Source organism: Variovorax sp. FG153, assembly GCF_057809595.1.
On the sequence record NZ_JBMDKG010000045.1, the window covers coordinates 1 to 18,354 of the forward strand.

Annotated in this window: 17 protein-coding genes; 11 read left to right on the top strand and 6 right to left on the bottom strand. The window is 69.3% G+C overall.

Going from position 1 to position 18,354, the window contains the following annotated elements:
• The first annotated feature begins 23 nt into the window (after nucleotides 1–23).
• From ACODT0_RS33245 to ACODT0_RS33290, 10 genes are all read left to right on the top strand, one after another.
• The gene (locus ACODT0_RS33245) at nucleotides 24–140 is read left to right on the top strand and encodes an ABC transporter ATP-binding protein (protein WP_489043230.1); all 117 of its coding nucleotides are present in this window, start codon (nucleotides 24–26) and stop codon (nucleotides 138–140) included.
• Between the two features lie 36 nt (nucleotides 141–176).
• The gene (locus ACODT0_RS33250) at nucleotides 177–1,670 is read left to right on the top strand and encodes an ABC transporter substrate-binding protein (protein WP_489043212.1); all 1,494 of its coding nucleotides are present in this window, start codon (nucleotides 177–179) and stop codon (nucleotides 1,668–1,670) included.
• Nucleotides 1,671–1,674: 4 nt separating this feature from the next.
• Nucleotides 1,675–3,078 carry an amidase gene (locus tag ACODT0_RS33255; RefSeq protein ID WP_296728405.1) on the top strand — a complete coding sequence of 468 codons (1,404 nt, stop codon included), beginning with the start codon at nucleotides 1,675–1,677 and terminating at the stop codon, nucleotides 3,076–3,078.
• Nucleotides 3,079–3,175: 97 nt separating this feature from the next.
• Nucleotides 3,176–4,624 (top strand): aldehyde dehydrogenase family protein, encoded by a 1,449-nt coding sequence (locus ACODT0_RS33260; RefSeq protein ID WP_489043213.1) that lies wholly within the window; start codon nucleotides 3,176–3,178, stop codon nucleotides 4,622–4,624.
• 18 nt (nucleotides 4,625–4,642) lie between these two features.
• On the top strand, nucleotides 4,643–5,548 hold the full coding sequence (locus tag ACODT0_RS33265; protein WP_489043214.1) for an NAD(P)-dependent oxidoreductase: 906 nt from the start codon (nucleotides 4,643–4,645) through the stop codon (nucleotides 5,546–5,548).
• 248 nt (nucleotides 5,549–5,796) lie between these two features.
• Entirely contained in the window at nucleotides 5,797–6,663 is an 867-nt protein-coding gene (locus ACODT0_RS33270) for a branched-chain amino acid ABC transporter permease (protein ID WP_057594607.1), read from the top strand.
• Nucleotides 6,663–7,664 (top strand): branched-chain amino acid ABC transporter permease, encoded by a 1,002-nt coding sequence (locus tag ACODT0_RS33275; protein ID WP_093353663.1) that lies wholly within the window; start codon nucleotides 6,663–6,665, stop codon nucleotides 7,662–7,664. The genes ACODT0_RS33270 and ACODT0_RS33275 overlap by 1 nt, the downstream gene beginning before the upstream one ends.
• Nucleotides 7,657–8,421 (top strand): ABC transporter ATP-binding protein, encoded by a 765-nt coding sequence (locus tag ACODT0_RS33280; RefSeq protein WP_093353660.1) that lies wholly within the window; start codon nucleotides 7,657–7,659, stop codon nucleotides 8,419–8,421. The genes ACODT0_RS33275 and ACODT0_RS33280 overlap by 8 nt, the downstream gene beginning before the upstream one ends.
• Nucleotides 8,408–9,115 carry an ABC transporter ATP-binding protein gene (locus ACODT0_RS33285; RefSeq protein WP_057594604.1) on the top strand — a complete coding sequence of 236 codons (708 nt, stop codon included), beginning with the start codon at nucleotides 8,408–8,410 and terminating at the stop codon, nucleotides 9,113–9,115. The genes ACODT0_RS33280 and ACODT0_RS33285 overlap by 14 nt, the downstream gene beginning before the upstream one ends.
• Nucleotides 9,116–9,171: 56 nt before the next feature.
• Complete coding sequence (locus ACODT0_RS33290; protein ID WP_479671711.1) at nucleotides 9,172–10,362, top strand: ABC transporter substrate-binding protein; 1,191 nt, start codon at nucleotides 9,172–9,174, stop codon at nucleotides 10,360–10,362.
• Here ACODT0_RS33290 and ACODT0_RS33295 read toward each other — a convergent pair.
• A complete protein-coding gene (locus ACODT0_RS33295; protein ID WP_413764440.1) occupies nucleotides 10,343–11,251 on the bottom strand; it encodes a LysR family transcriptional regulator in 909 nt (302 codons plus the stop codon). The genes ACODT0_RS33290 and ACODT0_RS33295 overlap by 20 nt on opposite strands.
• 86 nt (nucleotides 11,252–11,337) lie before the next feature.
• Here ACODT0_RS33295 and ACODT0_RS33300 point away from each other — a divergent pair, with 86 nt between their 5' ends.
• Nucleotides 11,338–11,586 (top strand): DUF3297 family protein, encoded by a 249-nt coding sequence (locus tag ACODT0_RS33300; RefSeq protein WP_057594601.1) that lies wholly within the window; start codon nucleotides 11,338–11,340, stop codon nucleotides 11,584–11,586.
• 15 nt (nucleotides 11,587–11,601) lie between these two features.
• On the opposite strand, the gene ACODT0_RS33305 is transcribed toward ACODT0_RS33300, so the two are convergent.
• From ACODT0_RS33305 to ACODT0_RS33325, 5 genes are all read right to left on the bottom strand, one after another.
• Nucleotides 11,602–12,519 carry a dihydrodipicolinate synthase family protein gene (locus ACODT0_RS33305; protein ID WP_489043215.1) on the bottom strand — a complete coding sequence of 306 codons (918 nt, stop codon included), beginning with the start codon at nucleotides 12,517–12,519 and terminating at the stop codon, nucleotides 11,602–11,604.
• A 183-nt stretch (nucleotides 12,520–12,702) separates the two neighbouring features.
• Nucleotides 12,703–14,442: an IlvD/Edd family dehydratase gene (locus tag ACODT0_RS33310; RefSeq protein ID WP_489043216.1), complete on the bottom strand. Its 1,740-nt coding sequence runs from the start codon at nucleotides 14,440–14,442 to the stop codon at nucleotides 12,703–12,705.
• An 11-nt stretch (nucleotides 14,443–14,453) separates the two neighbouring features.
• Nucleotides 14,454–15,479, bottom strand: a complete 1,026-nt coding sequence (gene yjfF / locus ACODT0_RS33315; RefSeq protein ID WP_261216626.1) for a galactofuranose ABC transporter, permease protein YjfF — start codon at nucleotides 15,477–15,479, stop codon at nucleotides 14,454–14,456.
• Nucleotides 15,476–16,522, bottom strand: coding sequence for an ABC transporter permease (locus tag ACODT0_RS33320; protein ID WP_413764443.1), 1,047 nt, complete (start codon nucleotides 16,520–16,522; stop codon nucleotides 15,476–15,478). Before ACODT0_RS33320 ends, yjfF begins: the two co-directional genes overlap by 4 nt.
• 298 nt (nucleotides 16,523–16,820) lie before the next feature.
• Entirely contained in the window at nucleotides 16,821–18,350 is a 1,530-nt protein-coding gene (locus ACODT0_RS33325; RefSeq protein ID WP_489043217.1) for a sugar ABC transporter ATP-binding protein, read from the bottom strand.
• Nucleotides 18,351–18,354 lie beyond the last annotated feature (4 nt).

Genomic DNA, 18,354 nt, shown 5'->3' on the forward strand with positions numbered 1-18,354 from the left:
ACCACCTGTGCGACGAAGTGTGCGTGGTCTTCAAGGGGCAGATCGTCGAGCGCGGGACGCCGCAGGAGCTCTTCGCCAACGCGCAGCATCCGTACACGCGCACGCTGCTCGGCGCCGTGCTGCAGGCACCGGCCCACTGAATTTTTTCTGTTGTCTTTTCCAGGAGCTATCGAAGTATGTTGAAGCGTCGCACCCTCATGACGTCCGCCATGGCCGCGGCCATCCCGGGCGTCTTCCTGCCGCAGGCGCGCGCGCAGGCCGGCAAGAACACGCTGACCATCGGCATGCCGCTCGAACCGCCGGGCCTGGACCCGACCACGGGCGCGGCCTCGGCCATCGCCGAGATCACGCAGTACAACATCTTCGAGACGCTGACCAAGGTCAATGCCGACGGCTCTGTGACGCCGATGCTCGCCGAGAGCTGGACCTCCTCGCCCGACATGAAGACCTTCGTCTTCAAGCTCAAGCGCGGCGTCAAGTTCCAGAACGGCGAGCCCTTCAACGCGGCGGTGGTGAAGTTCTCCTTCGACCGCGCGGGCAACGCCAAGAGCACCAACAAGGACAAGCGCTTCTTCAGCGAGATCGGCACCGTGGTGCTCGACGAGCACACGGTGGGCGTGAACAGCACGCTGCCCAATCCCGACCTGCCCTTCATGCTGGGCCAGTCCACCGCCTGCCTGGTCGAGCCCAAGAGCGCCGACACCAATGCCACGCAGCCCGTGGGCACCGGCCCCTACAAGCTCGGCGGCTGGCAGCGCGGCGCCTCGTGCACGCTGGTCAAGTCCACCACCTACCGCGATCCGGCGCAGGCCAGGATCGAGCGCTTCGTGTTCCGCTTCATGTCGGACACCGCGGCCCAGACCGCCGCGCTGCTGTCGGGCGACATCGACATCTTCCCGCGCGCGGGCACGCGCTCGGTGAGCCAGTTCAAGGGCAACAACCGCTTCCAGGTGATCGAGGTCGGCACGCGCGGCAAGGTGATCCTCACCATCAACAACCGCAAGAAGCCGCTCGACGATGTGCGCGTGCGCCGCGCGATCCTGGCGGCGATCGACCGCAACGCGATCGTGCAGGGCGCGGCCGACGGCTTCGGAAAGCCGATCGGCAGCCACTACGCGCTGGGCGCGCCGGGCTTCGTCGACACCACCGCGATGAATCCCTTCGACGTCGAGAAGGCGAAGAAGCTCCTGGCCGAGGCCGGCGTGAAGACGCCGCTCGAGCTGCGCCTGCAGTTGCCGCCGCCGTCGTACGCGCGCCAGGGCGGCGAGGTGATCGCCGCGCAGCTCGCGCAGATCGGCATCAACGTGAAGATCCAGAACGTGGAATGGGCCCAGTGGCTCAGCGGCACCTTCGGCGGCGCGCACGACTTCGACCTCACGATGGTCGCGCACGTCGAGCCCTTCGACCTCGTGAAGTACACCGAGCCCGACTACTACTGGGGCTACGACTCGAAGAAGTTCCGCGACCTGTTCGCCGCGATCCAGAACGAGGAGAACAAGAAGCGCCGCGCCGACCTGCTGGGCGATGCGCAGAAGATGCTCGCGACCGACGCGGTCAACGGCTTCCTCTACCAGGCCGTGTTCCCGACCATCGCGCGCAAGGAAGTCAAGGGCCTGTGGCCCAGCATGCCGATCGTGGTGAACGACCTCGCGGCCATCTCGTGGAGCTGATGCGATGACGACGAAGAACCTGTACGACCTGAGCGCGGCCGAACTCGGCGCCGCCTATGCCCGCCGCGAACTCTCGCCGGTGGAGGTGGCGCGCTCGGTCAATGCGCGCATCGAGGCGCTCGAGCCCAGGCTCTGCGCCACCTGGCTGTTCCGCCCCGAGCTCGCGCTCGAGCAGGCGCGCGCCTCCGAGGCGCGCTGGCTCGCCGGCACGCAGCGCGGCGCGCTCGACGGCGTGCCCGTGACCATCAAGGACAACCTCGCGACCGCGGGCGACCCGATGCCGCTGGGCACCGCCGCCTATCCGCTGGTGCCGATGACGCAGGACTCGCCGCCCGCCGCGCGCCTCAAGGAGGACGGCACGGTGCTGGTGGCCAAGACCACCATGCCCGACGTGGGCATGCTGTCCTCGGGCCTGTCGACCTTCCACCATCTGTCGCGCAATCCCTGGGACCTGTCGCGCACGCCGGGCGGCTCGAGCGCCGGCGCCGGCTCGGCGGCCGCGGCCGGCTACGGCCCGCTGCACGTGGGCACCGATATCGGCGGCTCGCTGCGCCTGCCCGCGAGCTGGTGCGGCATCTACTCGCTCAAGCCCAGCTTCGGCCGCATTCCGCTGAGCACGCCCTACATGGGCCGCTGCGCCGGCCCGATGACGCGCACCGTGGAGGACTCGGCGCTGATGATGGCCTCGATGGCCCAGCCCGACGCGCGCGACTACTCCGAGCTGCCGCCCGGCGCGATCGACTGGGCCGCCTTCGCGGTCGAGCCCGATTTCATCAAGGGCAAGCGCGTGGGCCTGTTGATGGAAGCGGGCTGCGGCCTGCCGCTCGATCCGCAGATCGCCGAGGCGGTGCGCCGCGCCGCGAAGCGCATCGAGGACGCGGGCGCGCACGTCGAGCCGATGCAGCCCTTCATGACGCCGAAGATGCTGCAGGGCATGGACCACTTCTGGCGCATGCGCTCGCTGAGCGACCTGCGCACGATGAGCGCCGAGCAGCGCGCGAAGATGCTGCCCTACATCCTGACCTGGGCCGAGAGCGCGGCCGAGTTCTCGGGCGAGCACATCTACGAGGCCTACAGCCAGTTCATCGCCACGCGCGCCGCGGCGGTGGCCGCCACGGTCGGCTTCGACTTCGTGCTCTCGCCGGTGTCGCCCAACATGCCCGCGCCCGCGGAGCATGCCTCGCCCACCAACGACCCGCTGCGCTCGCTCGAGCACATCGGCTTCACCGTGCCCTACAACATGTCGGAACAGCCGGCGGCCTCGATCAACTGCGGCTACTCCGCCGAGGGCCTGCCGATCGGCCTGCAGATCATCGGCCGGCGCTTCGACGACCTCGGCGTGCTGCAGTTCAGCCGCGCCTTCGAGCAGATCCGCGAGCCGCAGAAGCCCTGGCCCGAACTCGGCTGAAGCGCTTGTCCGACACTTGGCGGCGCGCGAGCCTCTCGCGCACCGCCCCCGTTTTTCCGCGCCGCCCCGCCGGCGCCGCCCGCAAGGAGACACCCCCATGAACCCCACCCACTTCATCGACGGCCGGCGCGTGCCCTCGGAAGGCAACGCCACCATCGACGTGATCGACCCCAGCGACGGCGAGCGCTTCGGCCAGCTCGCGCGCGGCACCGCGGGCGACATCGATGCCGCCGTGAAGGCCGCGCGCCGCGCGGTCGGCGAGAACTTCGACGGCCCCTGGGGCGGCTTGAGCGCGCTCGAGCGCGGCCGGCTGCTGGCCAAGCTCGGCGCGGCCGTCATCGCCCACCACGAGGAACTGGCCCAGCTCGAGGCGCGCGACACCGGCAAGGCGCTGCGCGTGGCGCGCAACGACGCCACCGCGCTCGCGCGCTACATGGAGTACTACGCCGGCGCCTGCGACAAGCTGCACGGCGACACCCTGCCCTACGAGCGCGGCTACACCGTGCTCACCGTGCGCGTGCCGCACGGCGTGACCGGCCACATCATTCCCTGGAACTACCCGATGCAGATCGCGGGCCGCAGCGTGGGCGCCGCGCTGGCCGCGGGCAACGCCTGCGTGGTCAAGCCGGCCGAGGACGCGAGCCTCTCGCTGCTGCGCCTGGCCGAGCTGGCGGCCGAGGTCGGCTTTCCGGCCGGCACGCTCAACGTGGTCACGGGCTACGGCAAGGAAGCCGGCGCGGCGCTGTGCGCGCACCCGGGCATCGACCACATCTCCTTCACCGGCTCCACCGTCACCGGCCGCAGCGTGGGCCTGGCGGCCGCCGAGCGCCACTGCCCCGTGACGCTGGAGCTGGGCGGCAAGTCGCCGCAGATCGTGTTCGCCGACGCCGACCTCGACGCGGCCGAGCCGGTGCTGGTCAACGCCATCATCCAGAACGCCGGCCAGACCTGCTCGGCGGGCAGCCGGGTGCTGGTCGAGCAGTCGATCTACGAAGAGGTGGTGCAGCGGCTCGCGAAGCGCTTCTCGGCCGTGCGCGCCGGCCCGCCGGCCGACGACCTCGACATGGGCCCGCTGATCAACGAGAAGCAGTTCCGCCAGGTGCGCGACATGGTCGCCACCGCCGAGGCCCAGGGCCTGAAGGTGGCCGCGCGCGGCAGCGTGGCGCCCAGTGCATCGGCCCAGGGCTTCTACCAGGAGGCCGTGCTGTTCCGCGACGTGCCCGGCGACAGCGACATCGCGCAGCGCGAAATCTTCGGCCCGGTGCTGGCGCTCACGCCCTTCGCCGACGAGGCGGAGGCCGTGCGCCTGGCCAACGGCACCGACTTCGGCCTGGTGGCCGGCATCTGGACGCGCGACGGCGCGCGCCAGCTGCGCATGGCGCACAAGATGCACTGCGGCCAGGTCTTCATCAACAATTACGGCGCGGCCGGCGGCGTGGAACTGCCCTTCGGCGGCGTGAAGTCCTCGGGCTTCGGCCGCGAGAAGGGCTTCGAGGCCCTGCTCGGCTTCACCACCCTCAAGACCATCGCGATCAAGCACGGATAAGCAAGGCGGAAACGAACCATGGCATTGAACGAACAAGAGAAGGCGGCCGCTCCCAAGCGCCGCGTGGGCCTGGTGGGCGTGGGCCTGATGGGCAGCGGCATCGCGCAGAACATCGTGGGCCACGGCCATGCGCTCACGGTGCTCGAGCACCCGGGCAACCAGCCGATCGACGCCCTGCTCGCGGCCGGCGCGAGCTCCACGCCCGACGTGGCGAAGCTCGCGGCCGAGGTCGACGTGCTGATCCTCTGCGTGACCGGCACGCCGCAGGTCGAGGCCGTGATGCTCGGCGAGAAGGGCGCGCTCTCCGCCCTGCGCCCCGGCACCGTGGTGGTCGACTGCTCGACCGCGGTGCCCGAATCCACCTCGCGCGTGGCGCGCGCCGTCGAGACCAGGGGTGGCCATTTCCTCGACGCGCCGATGACCCGCACCGCGAAGGAAGCGGCCGAGGGCCGGCTCAACCTGCTGGTGGGCGGCGACGCCGAGGTGCTGGCCTCCTGCCTGCCGCTCTTGCGCGCCTTCGCCGAGAACGTCACGCACGTGGGCGGCATCGGCGCCGGCCATGCGATGAAGCTGCTGCACAACTTCGTCTCGCTGGGCACCGTGGCGCTGCTGTGCGAGGCCGCGGCCTGCGCCGAGCGCGCGGGCGTCAAGCCCGAGGTGTTCGTCGACGTGCTCGCCAAGGGCGGCGGCAACGGCGTCGCGCTCGAGCGCGTCAAGCCCAAGCTCCTGACCGGCAGCACCGATTCGCTCAAGTTCTCGATGGCCAACGCCAAGAAGGACCTGGGCTACTACAACGACATGGCCGAGCAGTCCTCGTCCGCGCACGGCATCGCGCAGGCGGTCGACGCGCTGCTCACGCGCGGCGTCGACACCTTCGGCGGCGACCGCATGGTGCTGGACCTGGTCGAGGCGCTCAAGCGCTGAGCACCCGCGCGGGAACGCGCTCGCGCGGGCGTTTCCTGCGCAGATCCGCGCGACGCCCGCGTGACCGCCGGGCCCCGCGCAACCCCATACCCGTTTTTCGAACTCGCTGAAGCGACAAGGCAAGTTCGGGCAAACCTCAGTCGACGCGGCCACACCGCGCTTCCACAATCCCCCGCTGGACTCCGGCGACACCGACCTCCAGAGCCGGTGCGCGGGTGAATGCCTTGACGGCAACTGCGAGGATCGACGTGGAACTGTTCTTTCAGCAACTGCTCAACGGCCTGACCGTGGGCGGTGTCTACAGCCTGGTGGCCCTGGGCCTCACGCTGGTCTACGGCATCCTGCACGTGCCGAACTTCGCGCACGGCGCCTTCTACATGGCCGGGGCCTTCGCGGGCTACTACCTGATGGCCCGGCTGGGCCTCAACTACTGGCTCGCGATGGCCGGCGCGGCGGTGGTGGTCGCGGTGATCGCGATGCTGGCCGAGCGGCTGGTGTTCCATCCGCTGCGCAACGCGCCCGAGCTGCACGACATGATCGCCGCCATCGGCATCCTGCTGTTCATCGAGGCCGGCGCGCAGGCCATCTTCGGCGCCGACTTCCACCGCATGCCCACGCCCTACGGCCAGATCGTCGAGGTGTTCGGGCTCACGGCGCCGCTGCAGCGCCTCCTGATCATCGCGGGCGCCTTCGGGCTGATGGTGCTGCTGCACCTGTTCCTCAACCACACGGTGCTGGGCTCGACCATCATCGCGATGGCGCAGAACCGCGACGGCGCGGCGCTGGTGGGCATCGACGCCACGCGCGTCACGCTGCTGGTGTTCGCGATCTCGGGCGCGCTGGCGGCGGTGGCCGCGGTGCTCTATGCGCCGATCAACCTGGTCTACCCGAGCATGGGCAACCTGGTGATCACCAAGGCCTTCGTGATCATCATCCTCGGCGGCATGGGCAGCTTCCCGGGCGCCATCGTCGGGGGCTTGATCATCGGCATGGCCGAGAGCTTCGGCGGCTTCTACTTCTCGACCGACTACAAGGACATCATCGCCTTCGTGCTGCTGGTGGTGATCCTGTCGCTGCGCCCGCAGGGCCTGTTCACGCCGAAGGGAGCGCGCTGATGGGATCGCTGCTGCAAGGCAAGGCCGGCTGGGCCGTGCTCGCGCTGATCGCGCTGGCCTTTCCGCTGTTCGCGCCCAACAACTACCTGATCTCGGTGGCGACGCAGGCCTTCATCATGGCCATCGCCGCGCTGGGCCTGAACCTGATCACCGGCTACACGGGCCAGTTCAACCTCGCGCACGGCGCCTTCATGGCCGTGGGCGCCTACACGGTGGGCATCCTCACGGTCGACCACCAGGTGCCGTTCTGGATCGCCTTCGCGCTCGCGGGCGTGGTCACGGGCGTGCTGGGCTTCTTCATCGGGATCCTGTCGCTGCGCCTGAAGGGCCACTACTTCTCGATCTTCACGCTGTGCGTGAGCTACATCATGTTCCTCCTGATCGAGAAGTGGGAAAGCCTCACGCACGGTCCGGTGGGCATCATGGGCATCCCCTCGCCCACGGGCATCGGGCCGCTGCAGTTCGGCACGCCGCTGTCGCAGTACTACCTGGTGCTGGCCTTCCTCGCGCTGGGCATCTGGGTCATGGCGCGCATCGTGCGCTCGCTGCTGGGCCGCAGCTTCATGGCGGTGCGCAACAGCGACGAGCTGGCCGAGGCGCTGGGCACCGACCTGATGCGCACCAAGACGCTGTCCTTCGTGCTGTCGGTGATCTACGCCGGCTTCGCGGGCGCGCTCTACGCGGGCCAGGTGCGCTTCCTCGGCCCCGACCTCGCGAGCGAGGCCGTGACCTTCGACCTCGTGATGTTCGTGCTGGTGGGCGGCATCGGCACGCTGCTCGGGCCGCTGGTGGGCACCTTCCTCGTCACCGGCCTCACGCAGAGCCTGCAGTTCCTGCAGGACTACCGCATGGTGGTGTTCGGCCCGGTGCTGATCGCGCTGATCATCTTCCTGCCCGACGGCATCGTCGGCACCTGGCTCAAGCGCCGCGCGCGCCGTGCCGATGCGCGGCGGGCCGCGGCCTCCGCCGCCACCGTGCAGGAGGTGCAGCGCCATGCTTGAGATCGAGGGCCTCACCAAGCAGTTCTTCGGCCTGACCGCGGTCGACAGCGTGAGCACGCGCTTCGAGCGCGGCCAGATCAGCGCCATCATCGGCCCCAACGGCGCCGGCAAGACCACCTTCTTCAACCTGGTGGCGGGCACGCACAAGCCGAGCGCGGGCCGCATCGCCTTCGAGGGCCGCGACGTCACCGGCATGCGCCCCGACCACGTAGCGCGGCTGGGCATCGCGCGCACCTTCCAGACCACGCACCTGTTCGACAACGCCACCGTGCTCGACAACCTGATCGTGGGCCACCGGCTGCGCACCCACTCGGGCCTGTGGGACGTGCTGATCGGCAGCCGCCGCCTGCGCGAGGAAGAGAAGCTGTGCCGCGACAAGGCGCAGGAGGCGCTGGACTTCGTGGGCCTCTCGCACATCGCCAACCGCATCGCGGCCGACATCACGCAGGAGGAGCGCAAGCGCGTGGCCTTCGCGCTCGCGCTGGCGACCGACCCGCAGCTGCTGCTGCTCGACGAACCCGCGGGCGGCGTGAACCCCGAGGAGACCGTGGGCCTGGCGGCGCTGATCCGCAAGCTGGTGGCGCACGGCAAGACCGTGTGCCTGATCGAGCACAAGATGGACATGATCATGCAGCTGGCCGACAAGATCGTCGTGCTCAACAACGGCGCCAAGATCGCCGAGGGCACGCCCGCCGAGATCCGCCGCGATCCGCAGGTGATCGAGGCCTACCTGGGGACCGACCATGCTGCGGTTTGAGGGCGTCGACCTCCACTACGGGAGCTTCCGCGCGCTCAGCGGCGTGAGCCTGCATGCCGACCCGGGCGAGCTGGTGGTGCTGCTGGGCGCCAACGGCGCGGGCAAGACCTCGATCTTCATGGCCGCCAGCGGCATCCGCCGCCCGAGCGCGGGCCGCATCCGCCTGGGCGACGGCGACATCACGGGCCAGCGCCCGGCGCAGATCGTGGCCTCGGGCCTGGTGCACTGCCCCGAGGGCCGCAAGCTGTTCCCGATGATGACGGTGCGCAAGAACCTCACGCTGGGCGCCTACGTGCACCGCGGCGACAAGGCCGGCATCCAGCGCTCGCTCGACGAGGTGTTCTCGCTGTTCCCGATCCTCGCGGCCAAGCAGAACGATCCCGCGGGGTCGCTGTCGGGCGGCCAGCAGCAGATGGTGGCGATCGGCCGCGCGATGCTCGGGCGGCCCAGGGTTCTGCTGCTCGACGAGCCCTCGCTGGGCCTGGCGCCACTGATCGTGAAGCAGGTGTTCGAGGTGATCCAGCGCATCAACCAGCAGGGCACCACGGTGCTGCTGGCCGAGCAGAACGCCTACTCGGCGCTGGCCATCGCGCACCGCGCCTACGTCATCGAGCGCGGCCGCATCGCGCTCGAGGGCGACCGCGAATCGCTGCTGCACAACGAGGCGGTGCGCGCCGCCTACATCGGCGCCTGAGCCGCGCGCCGGTCCCCCGCCTTTTTCCTCGCCCCCCAACTACAGGAGACAACGCCATGACATCCACCACGCCCCTTCGCACCCGCCGCCGCCTCGCCGCGCTGCCCGTGGCCGCCGCGCTGGCCGCCGCCTTCGGTGCCGGCTCCGCCTTCGCGCAGGACACGGTGAAGATCGGCTTCACGGGCCCGCTGAGCGGCGGCGCCGCGCTCTACGGCAAGAACGTGGTCAACGGCATGGAGATGGCGATCAAGGAAGTGAATGCCGCGGGCCTCGAGGTCGGCGGCAAGAAGTACAAGTTCGAGCTGGTCGCGCTCGACGACAAGTACTCGCCGGCCGATGCCGCCATCAACGCGCGCCGGCTGGTGCAGCAGCACCAGGCGCCGGCGGTGTTCGTGCCGCACTCGGGCGGCATCTACGCGATGCAGGCCTTCAACGAGCAGGAGAAGTTCATCGTGATGGCGTACTCGAGCACGCCGAAGATCACCGAGACCGGCAACAAGCTCACCATCCGCATCCCGCCGACCTTCAACTCCTACATCGAGCCCTTCACGCGCTACGAGATGAAGAAGTTCGGCAAGCGCGTCGGCATGCTGCCGGGCGACCACGAGTACGCGAAGAACTGGAGCCAGCTGTTCGGCCCGGCCTGGGAGAAGGCCGGCGGCACCATCGCCTCGAACAACCCCATGTCCTACAACCGCTCGGCCGACTTCTACAGCGGCGTGAGCCGCGTGCTGGCCGAGAAGCCCGACGTGCTGTTCGTCGGCGGTCCCTCGGAGCCCACCGCGCTGGTGGCCAAGCAGGCGCGCGAGCTCGGCTTCAAGGGCGGCTTCCTGGTGATGGACCAGGCCAAGTTCGACGAGATGGCCAAGGTCACGGGCGGCCTCGGCGCGCTCGAGGGCTCGATCGGCGTGCTGCCGGTGGCCTACGACGAGCGCGTGGGCCCGAAGAGCTTCGCCGAGGCCTACCGCAAGGCCTACGGCGCCGACAAGGACGCGACCACCGAGTCTTCCTACAACTACACGCTGGTGCACGCGCTGGCCGGCGCGATGAAGCTCGCGGGCACCACCAGCGACGCGGCGGCGATCCGCGCCAAGCTCGGCGATGCGCTCAAGGCGCTGCCCGAGAAGATCAATGCCGGCAGCTTCAAGGGCGTGGACAGCGTGGGCGGCACCATCGTCGACCCGCTGGTGGCCACGGTGGAAGGCGGCAAGATCAAGCCGGTGAACCTCAGCGACCTGATGAAGTGACGGGCGCGACGCTGCGCGCCAGCAGGTGGTCCACCAGCCGGCGCTGCGGAAAGCCCAGCGTCTCCTGCCGCGTGCAGATGTACATGCGGCGCGAGGCCCAGGCGTCGGTGAGATTCAGGAAGCGCAGCCCCATCTCCTTGCGGTAGGTGGCGGCCGCGCCCTCGGGCAGGATGCCCACGCCCATGCCGGCCTCGATCATCCGGCACACAGCCTCGAAGCTCTTGACCTGCACGCGCAGTCGCAGCACCTTGCGCGCCATCGCGGCCGCGTCCTCGATGGTGCGCGCGATCGCGGAGTCGCTCTCGAGGCCGACGAAGTCGAAGTCGAGCAGCTGCTCGAACGAGACCTCGCGGCCGCGGTGCGGATGCCGCCGGTGCACCACGGCCACCAGCCGGTCCATGCGGTAGGGGATGAAGTTGAGGCTGGCATCCGAGGTCTCGCCGGTGATCACGCCGACGTCGGCCTGGCGCTCGCGGATCGCCTGCACGATCCACACGCTGCGGTGCTCCTCCACGTCGACGCGGATCTCGGGATAGCCGCGCCGGAAACTCGCCACGTCGTCGGGCAGGAACTGCCCCATCGCCGAGGCATTGGCCTGCAGCCGCACGCGGCCGGTGGCGCCCTGCGCGTAGTCGGACAGGTCGGCGCGCATGCGGTCGACGTCGCGCAGGATCAGCCGCGCATGCACCGCGAGCGATTCGCCCGCGCCCGTCACGGTCACGCCGCGCGAGCTGCGCTGGAACAGGGTCACGCCGAACTGGCTCTCGAGCATCGCGATGCGGCGGCTCGCGGCCGACAGCACCATGTGGCTCTCGGCGGCGGCCTTCGAGAGGCTGCCGCATTCGACGGCGCGCAGGAACAGCGCAAGGGAATCCAGGTCGGGTCTCATGGGGGCGGGGGTCGGTCGGCCACTATCATTGCACGCCGCCGCGCGCCCACTGCCGCGGCCGACCCCTTCGACCGACAATCCTTGCCATGACCGACGCCACCGAACGCCCGCCCCTGCCCGACCGCCTCTCGACCGACGCGCGCAGCCCCTTCCACCTGCCCACGGCCTTCGAGCACGAGATCGGCATCCGCTTCAACGGCAAGGAACGCCTCGACGTCGAGGAGTACTGCATCAGCGAAGGCTGGATCAAGGTGCCGGCCGGCAAGACGGTGGACCGCAAGGGCCATCCGCTGCTGCTCAAGCTCAAGGGCACGGTCGAGGTCTACTACCGCTGACGCGGCAGTCGTTCTTCAGCGCCCCCAGCGCAACACCAGCGGATCGAGCCGCCGCGCGGTCTCGATCAGTCCCGCGCGCGTGTCGGGATGCAGCGCCGGCAGCGGATGCCGCGGCGCCTCGCAGGCGATGACGCCGCCCTCCTTCATCAGCGCCTTGCAGGCCAGCAGGCCGGCCTGGCGGTTCTCGTAGTTGATCAGCGGCAGCCACTGCTGGTAGCGCGCGAAGGCCTCCTCGCGCCGGCCCTCGCGGTGCGCCACCAGGATCGGGCGCAGGCCGTCGGGATAGCCGCCGCCGGTCATCGAGCCGGTGGCGCCGGCATCGAGGTCGGGCATCAGCGTGATCGCCTCCTCGCCGTCCCACGGGCCCTCGACCGCGTCGCCGCCCAGGCGGATCAGCTCGCGCAGCTTGGCGGCCGCGCCCGCGGTCTCGATCTTGAAATAGGCCAGGTGCTCGATCTCGCGCGCCATGCGCGCGAGGAACGGCGCCGACAGCACGGTGCCGCTGGCCGGCGCGTCCTGCACCATGATCGGAATGCCCACGGCGTCCGACAGCCGCGCATAGAACGCGAAGATCTGGTCCTCGGGCACGCGGAAGGTGGCGCCGTGATATGGCGGCATCACCATCAGCATCGCGGCGCCCATGTCCTGCGCGCGCCGGCTGCGCTCGGCGCACACCTTCGTGCTGTAGTGGGTGGTGGTCACGATCACCGGCACGCGGCCCTTCACGTGCTCGAGCACGGTGCGCGTGAGCACCTCGCGCTCCTCGTCCGACAGCACGAACTGCTCGGAGAAGTTGGCCAGGATGCACAGGCCGTCGGAGCCGGCGTCGATCATGAAGTCGACGCAGCGCTTCTGGCTCTCGAGGTCGAGCGCGCCCTGTTCGTCGAAGGTGGTGGGCACCACCGGGAAGATGCCGCGGTATCGGGGGGTCATGGTGTGTCGAAGAGGTCGGTTGTTCATTGCGCTACGGCCGAAGACGGGAGCGGACTTCCGGACGCAGAGGACGCGAAGACTTCGCGAAGGACGCAAAAGGAAGACAAGAAAAATTTTGAATTTCTCTTTCGCGCCTTTTGCGAAATCTTCGCGTCCTCTGCGTCCGGCTGTTGGTGTTTCATTTCAGTGCGAATGGCGCGGCACGGCCGCCCCACGGCAACCGACCAGGAAATCGAAGTCGCAGCCCTCGTCGGCCTGCAGCACGTGGTTCACGTAGAGCTTCTGGTAGCCGCCGCCGCGCGTGTTCATGGGCTGCGCGTCGGAGGGCCCGAGCGCGGCCAGCCGCGCGGCCAGTTCCTCGTCGCCGATATCCAGGTGCAGCCGGCCGGCATCGCAGTCGAGCTCGATCCAGTCGCCGTCGCGCACCGCCGCCAGCGGGCCGCCGTCGGCCGCCTCGGGCGCGACGTGCAGCACCACGGTGCCGTAGGCAGTGCCGCTCATGCGCGCGTCGGAGATGCGCACCATGTCCTTGATGCCCTGGCGCAGCAGCTTGGGCGGCAGGCCCATGTTGCCGACCTCGGCCATGCCGGGGTAGCCCTTGGGGCCGCAGTTCTTCAGCACGAGGACGGAGCTGGCGTCGACCTCGAGCGACTCGTCGACGATGCGCTCCTTGTAGTGCTCGAGGTTCTCGAACACCACCGCGCGGCCGCGATGCCTGAGCAGCTCGGGCGTGGCCGCCGAGGGCTTGAGCACGGCGCCGCGCGGCGCGAGGTTGCCGCGCAGGATGCGGATGCCGCCGTCGGCGATCAGGGGCTTGTCGAGCGGGCGGATCACTTCGTCGTCGAGGCTGGGCGCGTCGCGCACGTTGTCCCACAGCGAGCGGCCGTTGACGGTGAGCGCGCCCGGGTGCGGCAGCAGGCCGTTCTCGCCGAGGCGGCGCAGCACCGCGGGCAGGCCGCCCGCGTAGTAGAACTCCTCCATCAGGAAGCGGCCCGAGGGCATCAGGTCGACGATGGTCGGCGTGTGGCTGCCGATGCGGGTCCAGTCCTCGAGCTCGAGTTCGACGCCGATGCGCCCCGCGATCGCCTTCAGGTGGATCACGGCATTGGTCGAGCCGCCGATGGCGGCATTGACGCGGATGGCGTTCTCGAAGGCCTCGCGCGTGAGCACCTTCGAGAGCGTCAGGCCCTCCTTCGCCATCTCGACCGCGCGAATGCCCGACATCTGCGCCAGCACGTAGCGCCGCGCGTCGACCGCGGGAATGGCCGCGTTGTGCGGCAGCGAGGTGCCCAGCGCCTCGGCCATGCAGGCCATGGTGGAGGCCGTGCCCATGGTGTTGCAGGTGCCGGCCGAGCGCGACATGCCGCCTTCGGCCGAGAGGAACTGGTGCAGGTCGATCTCGCCGGCCTTGAGCGATTCGTGCAGCTGCCACACGGCCGTGCCCGAGCCGATGTTGCGGCCGTCGAGCTTGCCGTTGAGCATCGGCCCGCCCGTGACCACGATGGCCGGGATGTCGCAGCTCGCGGCGCCCATCAGCAGCGCGGGCGTGGTCTTGTCGCAGCCGGTCAGCAGCACCACGGCATCGACCGGGTTGCCGCGGATGGCTTCCTCGACGTCCATGCTCGCGAGGTTGCGCGTGAGCATGGCGGTGGGCCGCAGGTTCGATTCGCCGTTGGAGAACACTGGAAACTCGACCGGAAAGCCGCCGGCCTCCGAGATGCCGCGCTTGACGTGCTCGGCGATCTTGCGGAAGTGGGCGTTGCAGGGCGTAAGTTCCGACCAGGTGTTGCAGATGCCGACGATCGGCCGGCCGTCGAACTCGTGGTCGGGGATGCCCTGGTTCTTCATCCAGCTGCGGTACATGAAGCCGTTCTTGTCGGCCGTGCCGAACCATTCGGCGGAGCGCAATTTCTTGGGGGTCATGGGGAGGTCGATCAGCGGCGCGGGGCGCGCGAGGTGAAGAAGCGTTGCAGCAGGCAGAACACGAACAGCAGCGCGCCGACGACGATGCGCGTCCACCACGAGCTCAGCGTGCCGTCGAAGGAGATCAGGGTCTGGATGATCCCGAGCATCAGCACGCCGAACAGCGTGCCGGCGACATAGCCCACGCCGCCGGTGAGCAGGGTGCCGCCGATGACCACCGCCGCGATGGCGTCGAGCTCGAGGCCCACGGCATGCAGGCCGTAGCCCGAGAGCATGTAGAAGGTGAAGATGACGCCGGCCAGCGCCGAGCAGAAGCCCGAGAGGGTGTAGACGCCGATCAGCGTGCGACGCACCGGCAGGCCCATCAGCATGGCCGAATGCTCGCTGCCGCCGATGGCGTAGACGGCGCGGCCGAAGGGCGTGCAGTGGGCGACGAAGACCGCGGCCAGCAGCACGCCGACGGCGATCGCCGCGCTCAGCGAGATCGAGGCCTCGCCCCAGATCGGAATGCGGATCTGCGAGACCTCGGTGTAGAACTCGTTGGTGATGCTGATCGAGTCGATGCTGATCAGGTAGCACAGGCCGCGCGCGAGGAACATGCCGGCCAGCGTGACGATGAAGGGCTGCAGCCGGTAGCGCTCGATCAGCAGGCCCATGAAGGCGCCGAAGGCGGTGCCCATGGCGAGCACGAGCGGGATCACGACCGCCGGGCTCCAGCCGTGTTTCTCGACCAGCGCGGCCGACACCATGGTGGTGAGCGCGATCACCGAGCCCACCGAAAGATCGATGCCGCCCGAGAGGATCACGAAGGTCATGCCGACGGCGACGACGATCAGGAAGGCGTTGTCGATCAGCAGGTTGAGGAAGACCTGGGCCGAGAAGAAGCCGTCGTAGAACACCGAGCCCAGCGTGGCGACGAGCACGAACAGGGAGATGGTCGCGGCCAGCGGCAGGTACTTGGGATTGAGCCCGCTGCGCTCCTTCCCCCCTGTACGCACGGCGGAGGACTGTGGTGCCGCCTCGATCACCGCGCTCATGCCTTGGCTCCGTCATGCGCCGGCCGCTGCACCAGCGTCCGGATCTCCGACCTGAACTCGGGCGACTGCAGCAGCATCACCGCGAACACCACGCCGGCCTTCACCACGAGGTTGATCTCGGGCGGCACGCCGAGCGAATAGATCGCATAGGTCAGGGTCTGGATGATGAGCGCGCCGATCACGCTGCCCACGAGGCTGAAGCGCCCGCCGGTCAGCGCGGTGCCGCCGAGGGTCACGGCGAGGATCGCGTCGAGCTCGATCAGCTGGCCGGCGTTGTTGCCGTCCGCGCTCTTGACGTTGGAGCTGATCAGCAGGCCCGCCACGCCCGCGCAGGCACCGCAGAAGGCATAGGCCCCGACGATCAGCCGCCGCGCCTGCACGCCCGCCACGCGCGCGGCCGTCGGATTGATGCCCACGGCCTGGATGAACAGGCCCAGCGCGGTGCGGGTGATGGCGAGATACAGCAGCACGAACACGGTGGCCACGATGAACAGCGAGAACGGCAGGCCCAGCAGGTAGCCGCTGCCGAGGAAGAAGAAGGGCTTGTAGTAGATGGTGATGATCTGGCCGTCGGCGATGAGCTGCGCGATGCCGCGCCCGGCCACCATGAGGATCAGCGTGGCGATGATCGGCTGCATGCCGACCTTGGCGACCAGCAGGCCGTTCCACAGGCCGCACAGCAACGCGATGCCGATGGCCGCCACGATGGCCAGGCTCATGGGAAAGCGGCTCACGTCGCTGGCCACCGAGCCGCCGATCATCCAGGCCGCGAGCGCCGCCGCGATGGCCACGACGGCGCCGACCGAGATGTCGATGCCGCGGGTGGCGATGACCAGGGTCATGCCCAGCGACACCAGCACCAGGGGGGCGGCGCGGTTGAGGATGTCGATGAGGCTGCCGTAGAGATGGCCTTCTCTCCATTCGAGGTGGAGGAAGCTGGGGTTGAAGGCTGTGTTGACGGCCAGCAGGAGGAACAGCGTGACCAGGGGCCAGGTCAGGCGGTGGTGCATGGCCTTGTGCACTCGGCTTTTTGTTGCTGTCATTGGTAGGGTCTCTGCTTGAGGGCTGGGGCGCGTGCACAGGACAGCGGGTACTTCCCTCCGCGAATGTCCCCCGCCCTTCGGGCTCCTCCTTGATTTCGCTGCGGGAAGCACCCACTGCCCTGTGCACGAGAGGCGCTGCGGTGGTGCCGGCGGTTCAACAACCGCTGCGTCCAGGCGCGCGTCGATGGGGTACTCCCCGCAGCGAAATAAAGGAGGAGCCGAAGGCGGGGGACATTCGCGGAGGGGAGTACCCCATCGGCGCGCGCCCGTCCCGAACGAACAAAGCAAGACAAGCGCTTCATGCCGCAGCAATCATGTCGTACACCTCGTCCTCGGTGGCCCCGCCCGGCAACTCCCCCACCTTCTTCCGGTCACGCAGGACCACGATGCGATGCGCGACCCGCACCACCTCGCTCATCTCCGACGAGATGAAGATCACCGCCATGCCCGCACGCGCAAGCCGCAGGATCTCTTCCATGATCTCCTGCTTGGCCGCCACGTCGATGCCGCGCGTGGGCTCGTCGAGGATCAGGACGCGCGGCTCGGTCGCGAGCCAGCGCGCGATCATGGCCTTCTGCTGGTTGCCGCCCGACAGCAATCCGATGGGGGTCTCGACACTCGCCGTCTTGATGCCCAGCGAGGCCACGAAGCGCTCGGCCATCGCCGTCTGTTCGGCATGCGAGAGGAACTTGCGCGTGCCCAGGCGCGCCTGCAGCGCGAGCGCGATGTTCTCGCGCACCGAGAGTTCGGCCACGATGCCGTCGGTCTTGCGTTCCTCGGGGCACAGCGCCAGGCCCTCGCGGATCGCATCGGCCGGGTTCGAGAAGCTCAGCGTGCGGCCCTCGATCTTCAACACCCCGCGGTCGGGCATCTCGAGCCCGAACAGCAGCCGTGCCAGTTCCGTGCGGCCCGCGCCCAGCAGGCCCGCGATGCCGACCACTTCGCCGGCACGCACGCGCAGGTCGGTCGGCTGCAGCTGGCCGGCCTGTGCCAGCCCCTCGATCTGCAGCAGCGCGGGGGCCGCCTCGTCGAAGGCCGGCAATGCCGCGGGGCGCGCCGACTGCGCCGCCAGCTCGCGCCCGAGCATCGCCGCGATCAGCGCCTGCGGTCCGAGGTCCGCTGCCTTCCATTCGCCCACCCAGTGGCCGTTGCGCAGCACCGTGATGCGATCGGACACCGCGTACATCTGGTTGAGGAAGTGCGTCACGAAGACGATCGCCATGCCCTCCGCGCGCAGCCGCCGCAGCACCTCGAACAGCTTCTCGACCTCGTCGTCGTCCAGGCTCGAGGTGGGCTCGTCGAGGATCAGCACCTTCGACGACACGCCGAGCGCGCGCGCGATCGCCACCATCTGCTGCACCGCCACCGAATAGCTCGACAGCAACCGCGTCACGTCGATCTCGAGCCCGATGCGCGCGAGCAGTTCCTCCGCGCGGCGGTTCACCGCGCGCCAGTCGATGCGAAAGCCCTGCAGCGCGCCGCGGCGCGGATAGCGGCCCGCGAACACGTTCTCGGCCACCGAGAGATTCGGGCACAGGTTCACTTCCTGGTAGACCGTGCTGATCCCGAGCTTCTGCGCATCGAGCGGCGAGGCCGGATGGATCGCCTGCCCGTCGAGGAACATCTCGCCGCCGCTCGAGGGCAGCACGCCCGTCAGCACCTTGATCAGCGTCGACTTGCCCGCGCCGTTCTGCCCCATCAGCGCATGCACCTCGCCCGGGTACAGCTCGAGCTGCACGTCGTCGAGCACGGCGATGCCGCCGAACTGCTTGCGGATGCCGCGCAGCGCGAGCACGGGCAGGGGCGCGGAGGTCGCGGAGTCGGCCATGGCG

What these genes read in the sequence shown, in the direction of transcription:
- ACODT0_RS33250 (WP_489043212.1), top strand. Translation starts at nt 177, where the DNA reads ATGTTGAAGCGTCGCACCCTCATGACGTCCGCCATGGCCGCGGCCATC.
- ACODT0_RS33255 (WP_296728405.1), top strand. Translation starts at nt 1,675, where the DNA reads ATGACGACGAAGAACCTGTACGACCTGAGCGCGGCCGAACTCGGCGCC.
- ACODT0_RS33260 (WP_489043213.1), top strand. Translation starts at nt 3,176, where the DNA reads ATGAACCCCACCCACTTCATCGACGGCCGGCGCGTGCCCTCGGAAGGC.
- ACODT0_RS33265 (WP_489043214.1), top strand. Translation starts at nt 4,643, where the DNA reads ATGGCATTGAACGAACAAGAGAAGGCGGCCGCTCCCAAGCGCCGCGTG.
- ACODT0_RS33275 (WP_093353663.1), top strand. Translation starts at nt 6,663, where the DNA reads ATGGGATCGCTGCTGCAAGGCAAGGCCGGCTGGGCCGTGCTCGCGCTG.
- ACODT0_RS33280 (WP_093353660.1), top strand. Translation starts at nt 7,657, where the DNA reads ATGCTTGAGATCGAGGGCCTCACCAAGCAGTTCTTCGGCCTGACCGCG.
- ACODT0_RS33285 (WP_057594604.1), top strand. Translation starts at nt 8,408, where the DNA reads ATGCTGCGGTTTGAGGGCGTCGACCTCCACTACGGGAGCTTCCGCGCG.
- ACODT0_RS33290 (WP_479671711.1), top strand. Translation starts at nt 9,172, where the DNA reads ATGACATCCACCACGCCCCTTCGCACCCGCCGCCGCCTCGCCGCGCTG.
- ACODT0_RS33295 (WP_413764440.1), bottom strand. Translation starts at nt 11,251, where the DNA reads ATGAGACCCGACCTGGATTCCCTTGCGCTGTTCCTGCGCGCCGTCGAA.
- ACODT0_RS33300 (WP_057594601.1), top strand. Translation starts at nt 11,338, where the DNA reads ATGACCGACGCCACCGAACGCCCGCCCCTGCCCGACCGCCTCTCGACC.
- ACODT0_RS33305 (WP_489043215.1), bottom strand. Translation starts at nt 12,519, where the DNA reads ATGACCCCCCGATACCGCGGCATCTTCCCGGTGGTGCCCACCACCTTC.
- ACODT0_RS33310 (WP_489043216.1), bottom strand. Translation starts at nt 14,442, where the DNA reads ATGACCCCCAAGAAATTGCGCTCCGCCGAATGGTTCGGCACGGCCGAC.
- yjfF (WP_261216626.1), bottom strand. Translation starts at nt 15,479, where the DNA reads ATGAGCGCGGTGATCGAGGCGGCACCACAGTCCTCCGCCGTGCGTACA.
- ACODT0_RS33320 (WP_413764443.1), bottom strand. Translation starts at nt 16,522, where the DNA reads ATGACAGCAACAAAAAGCCGAGTGCACAAGGCCATGCACCACCGCCTG.
- ACODT0_RS33325 (WP_489043217.1), bottom strand. Translation starts at nt 18,350, where the DNA reads ATGGCCGACTCCGCGACCTCCGCGCCCCTGCCCGTGCTCGCGCTGCGC.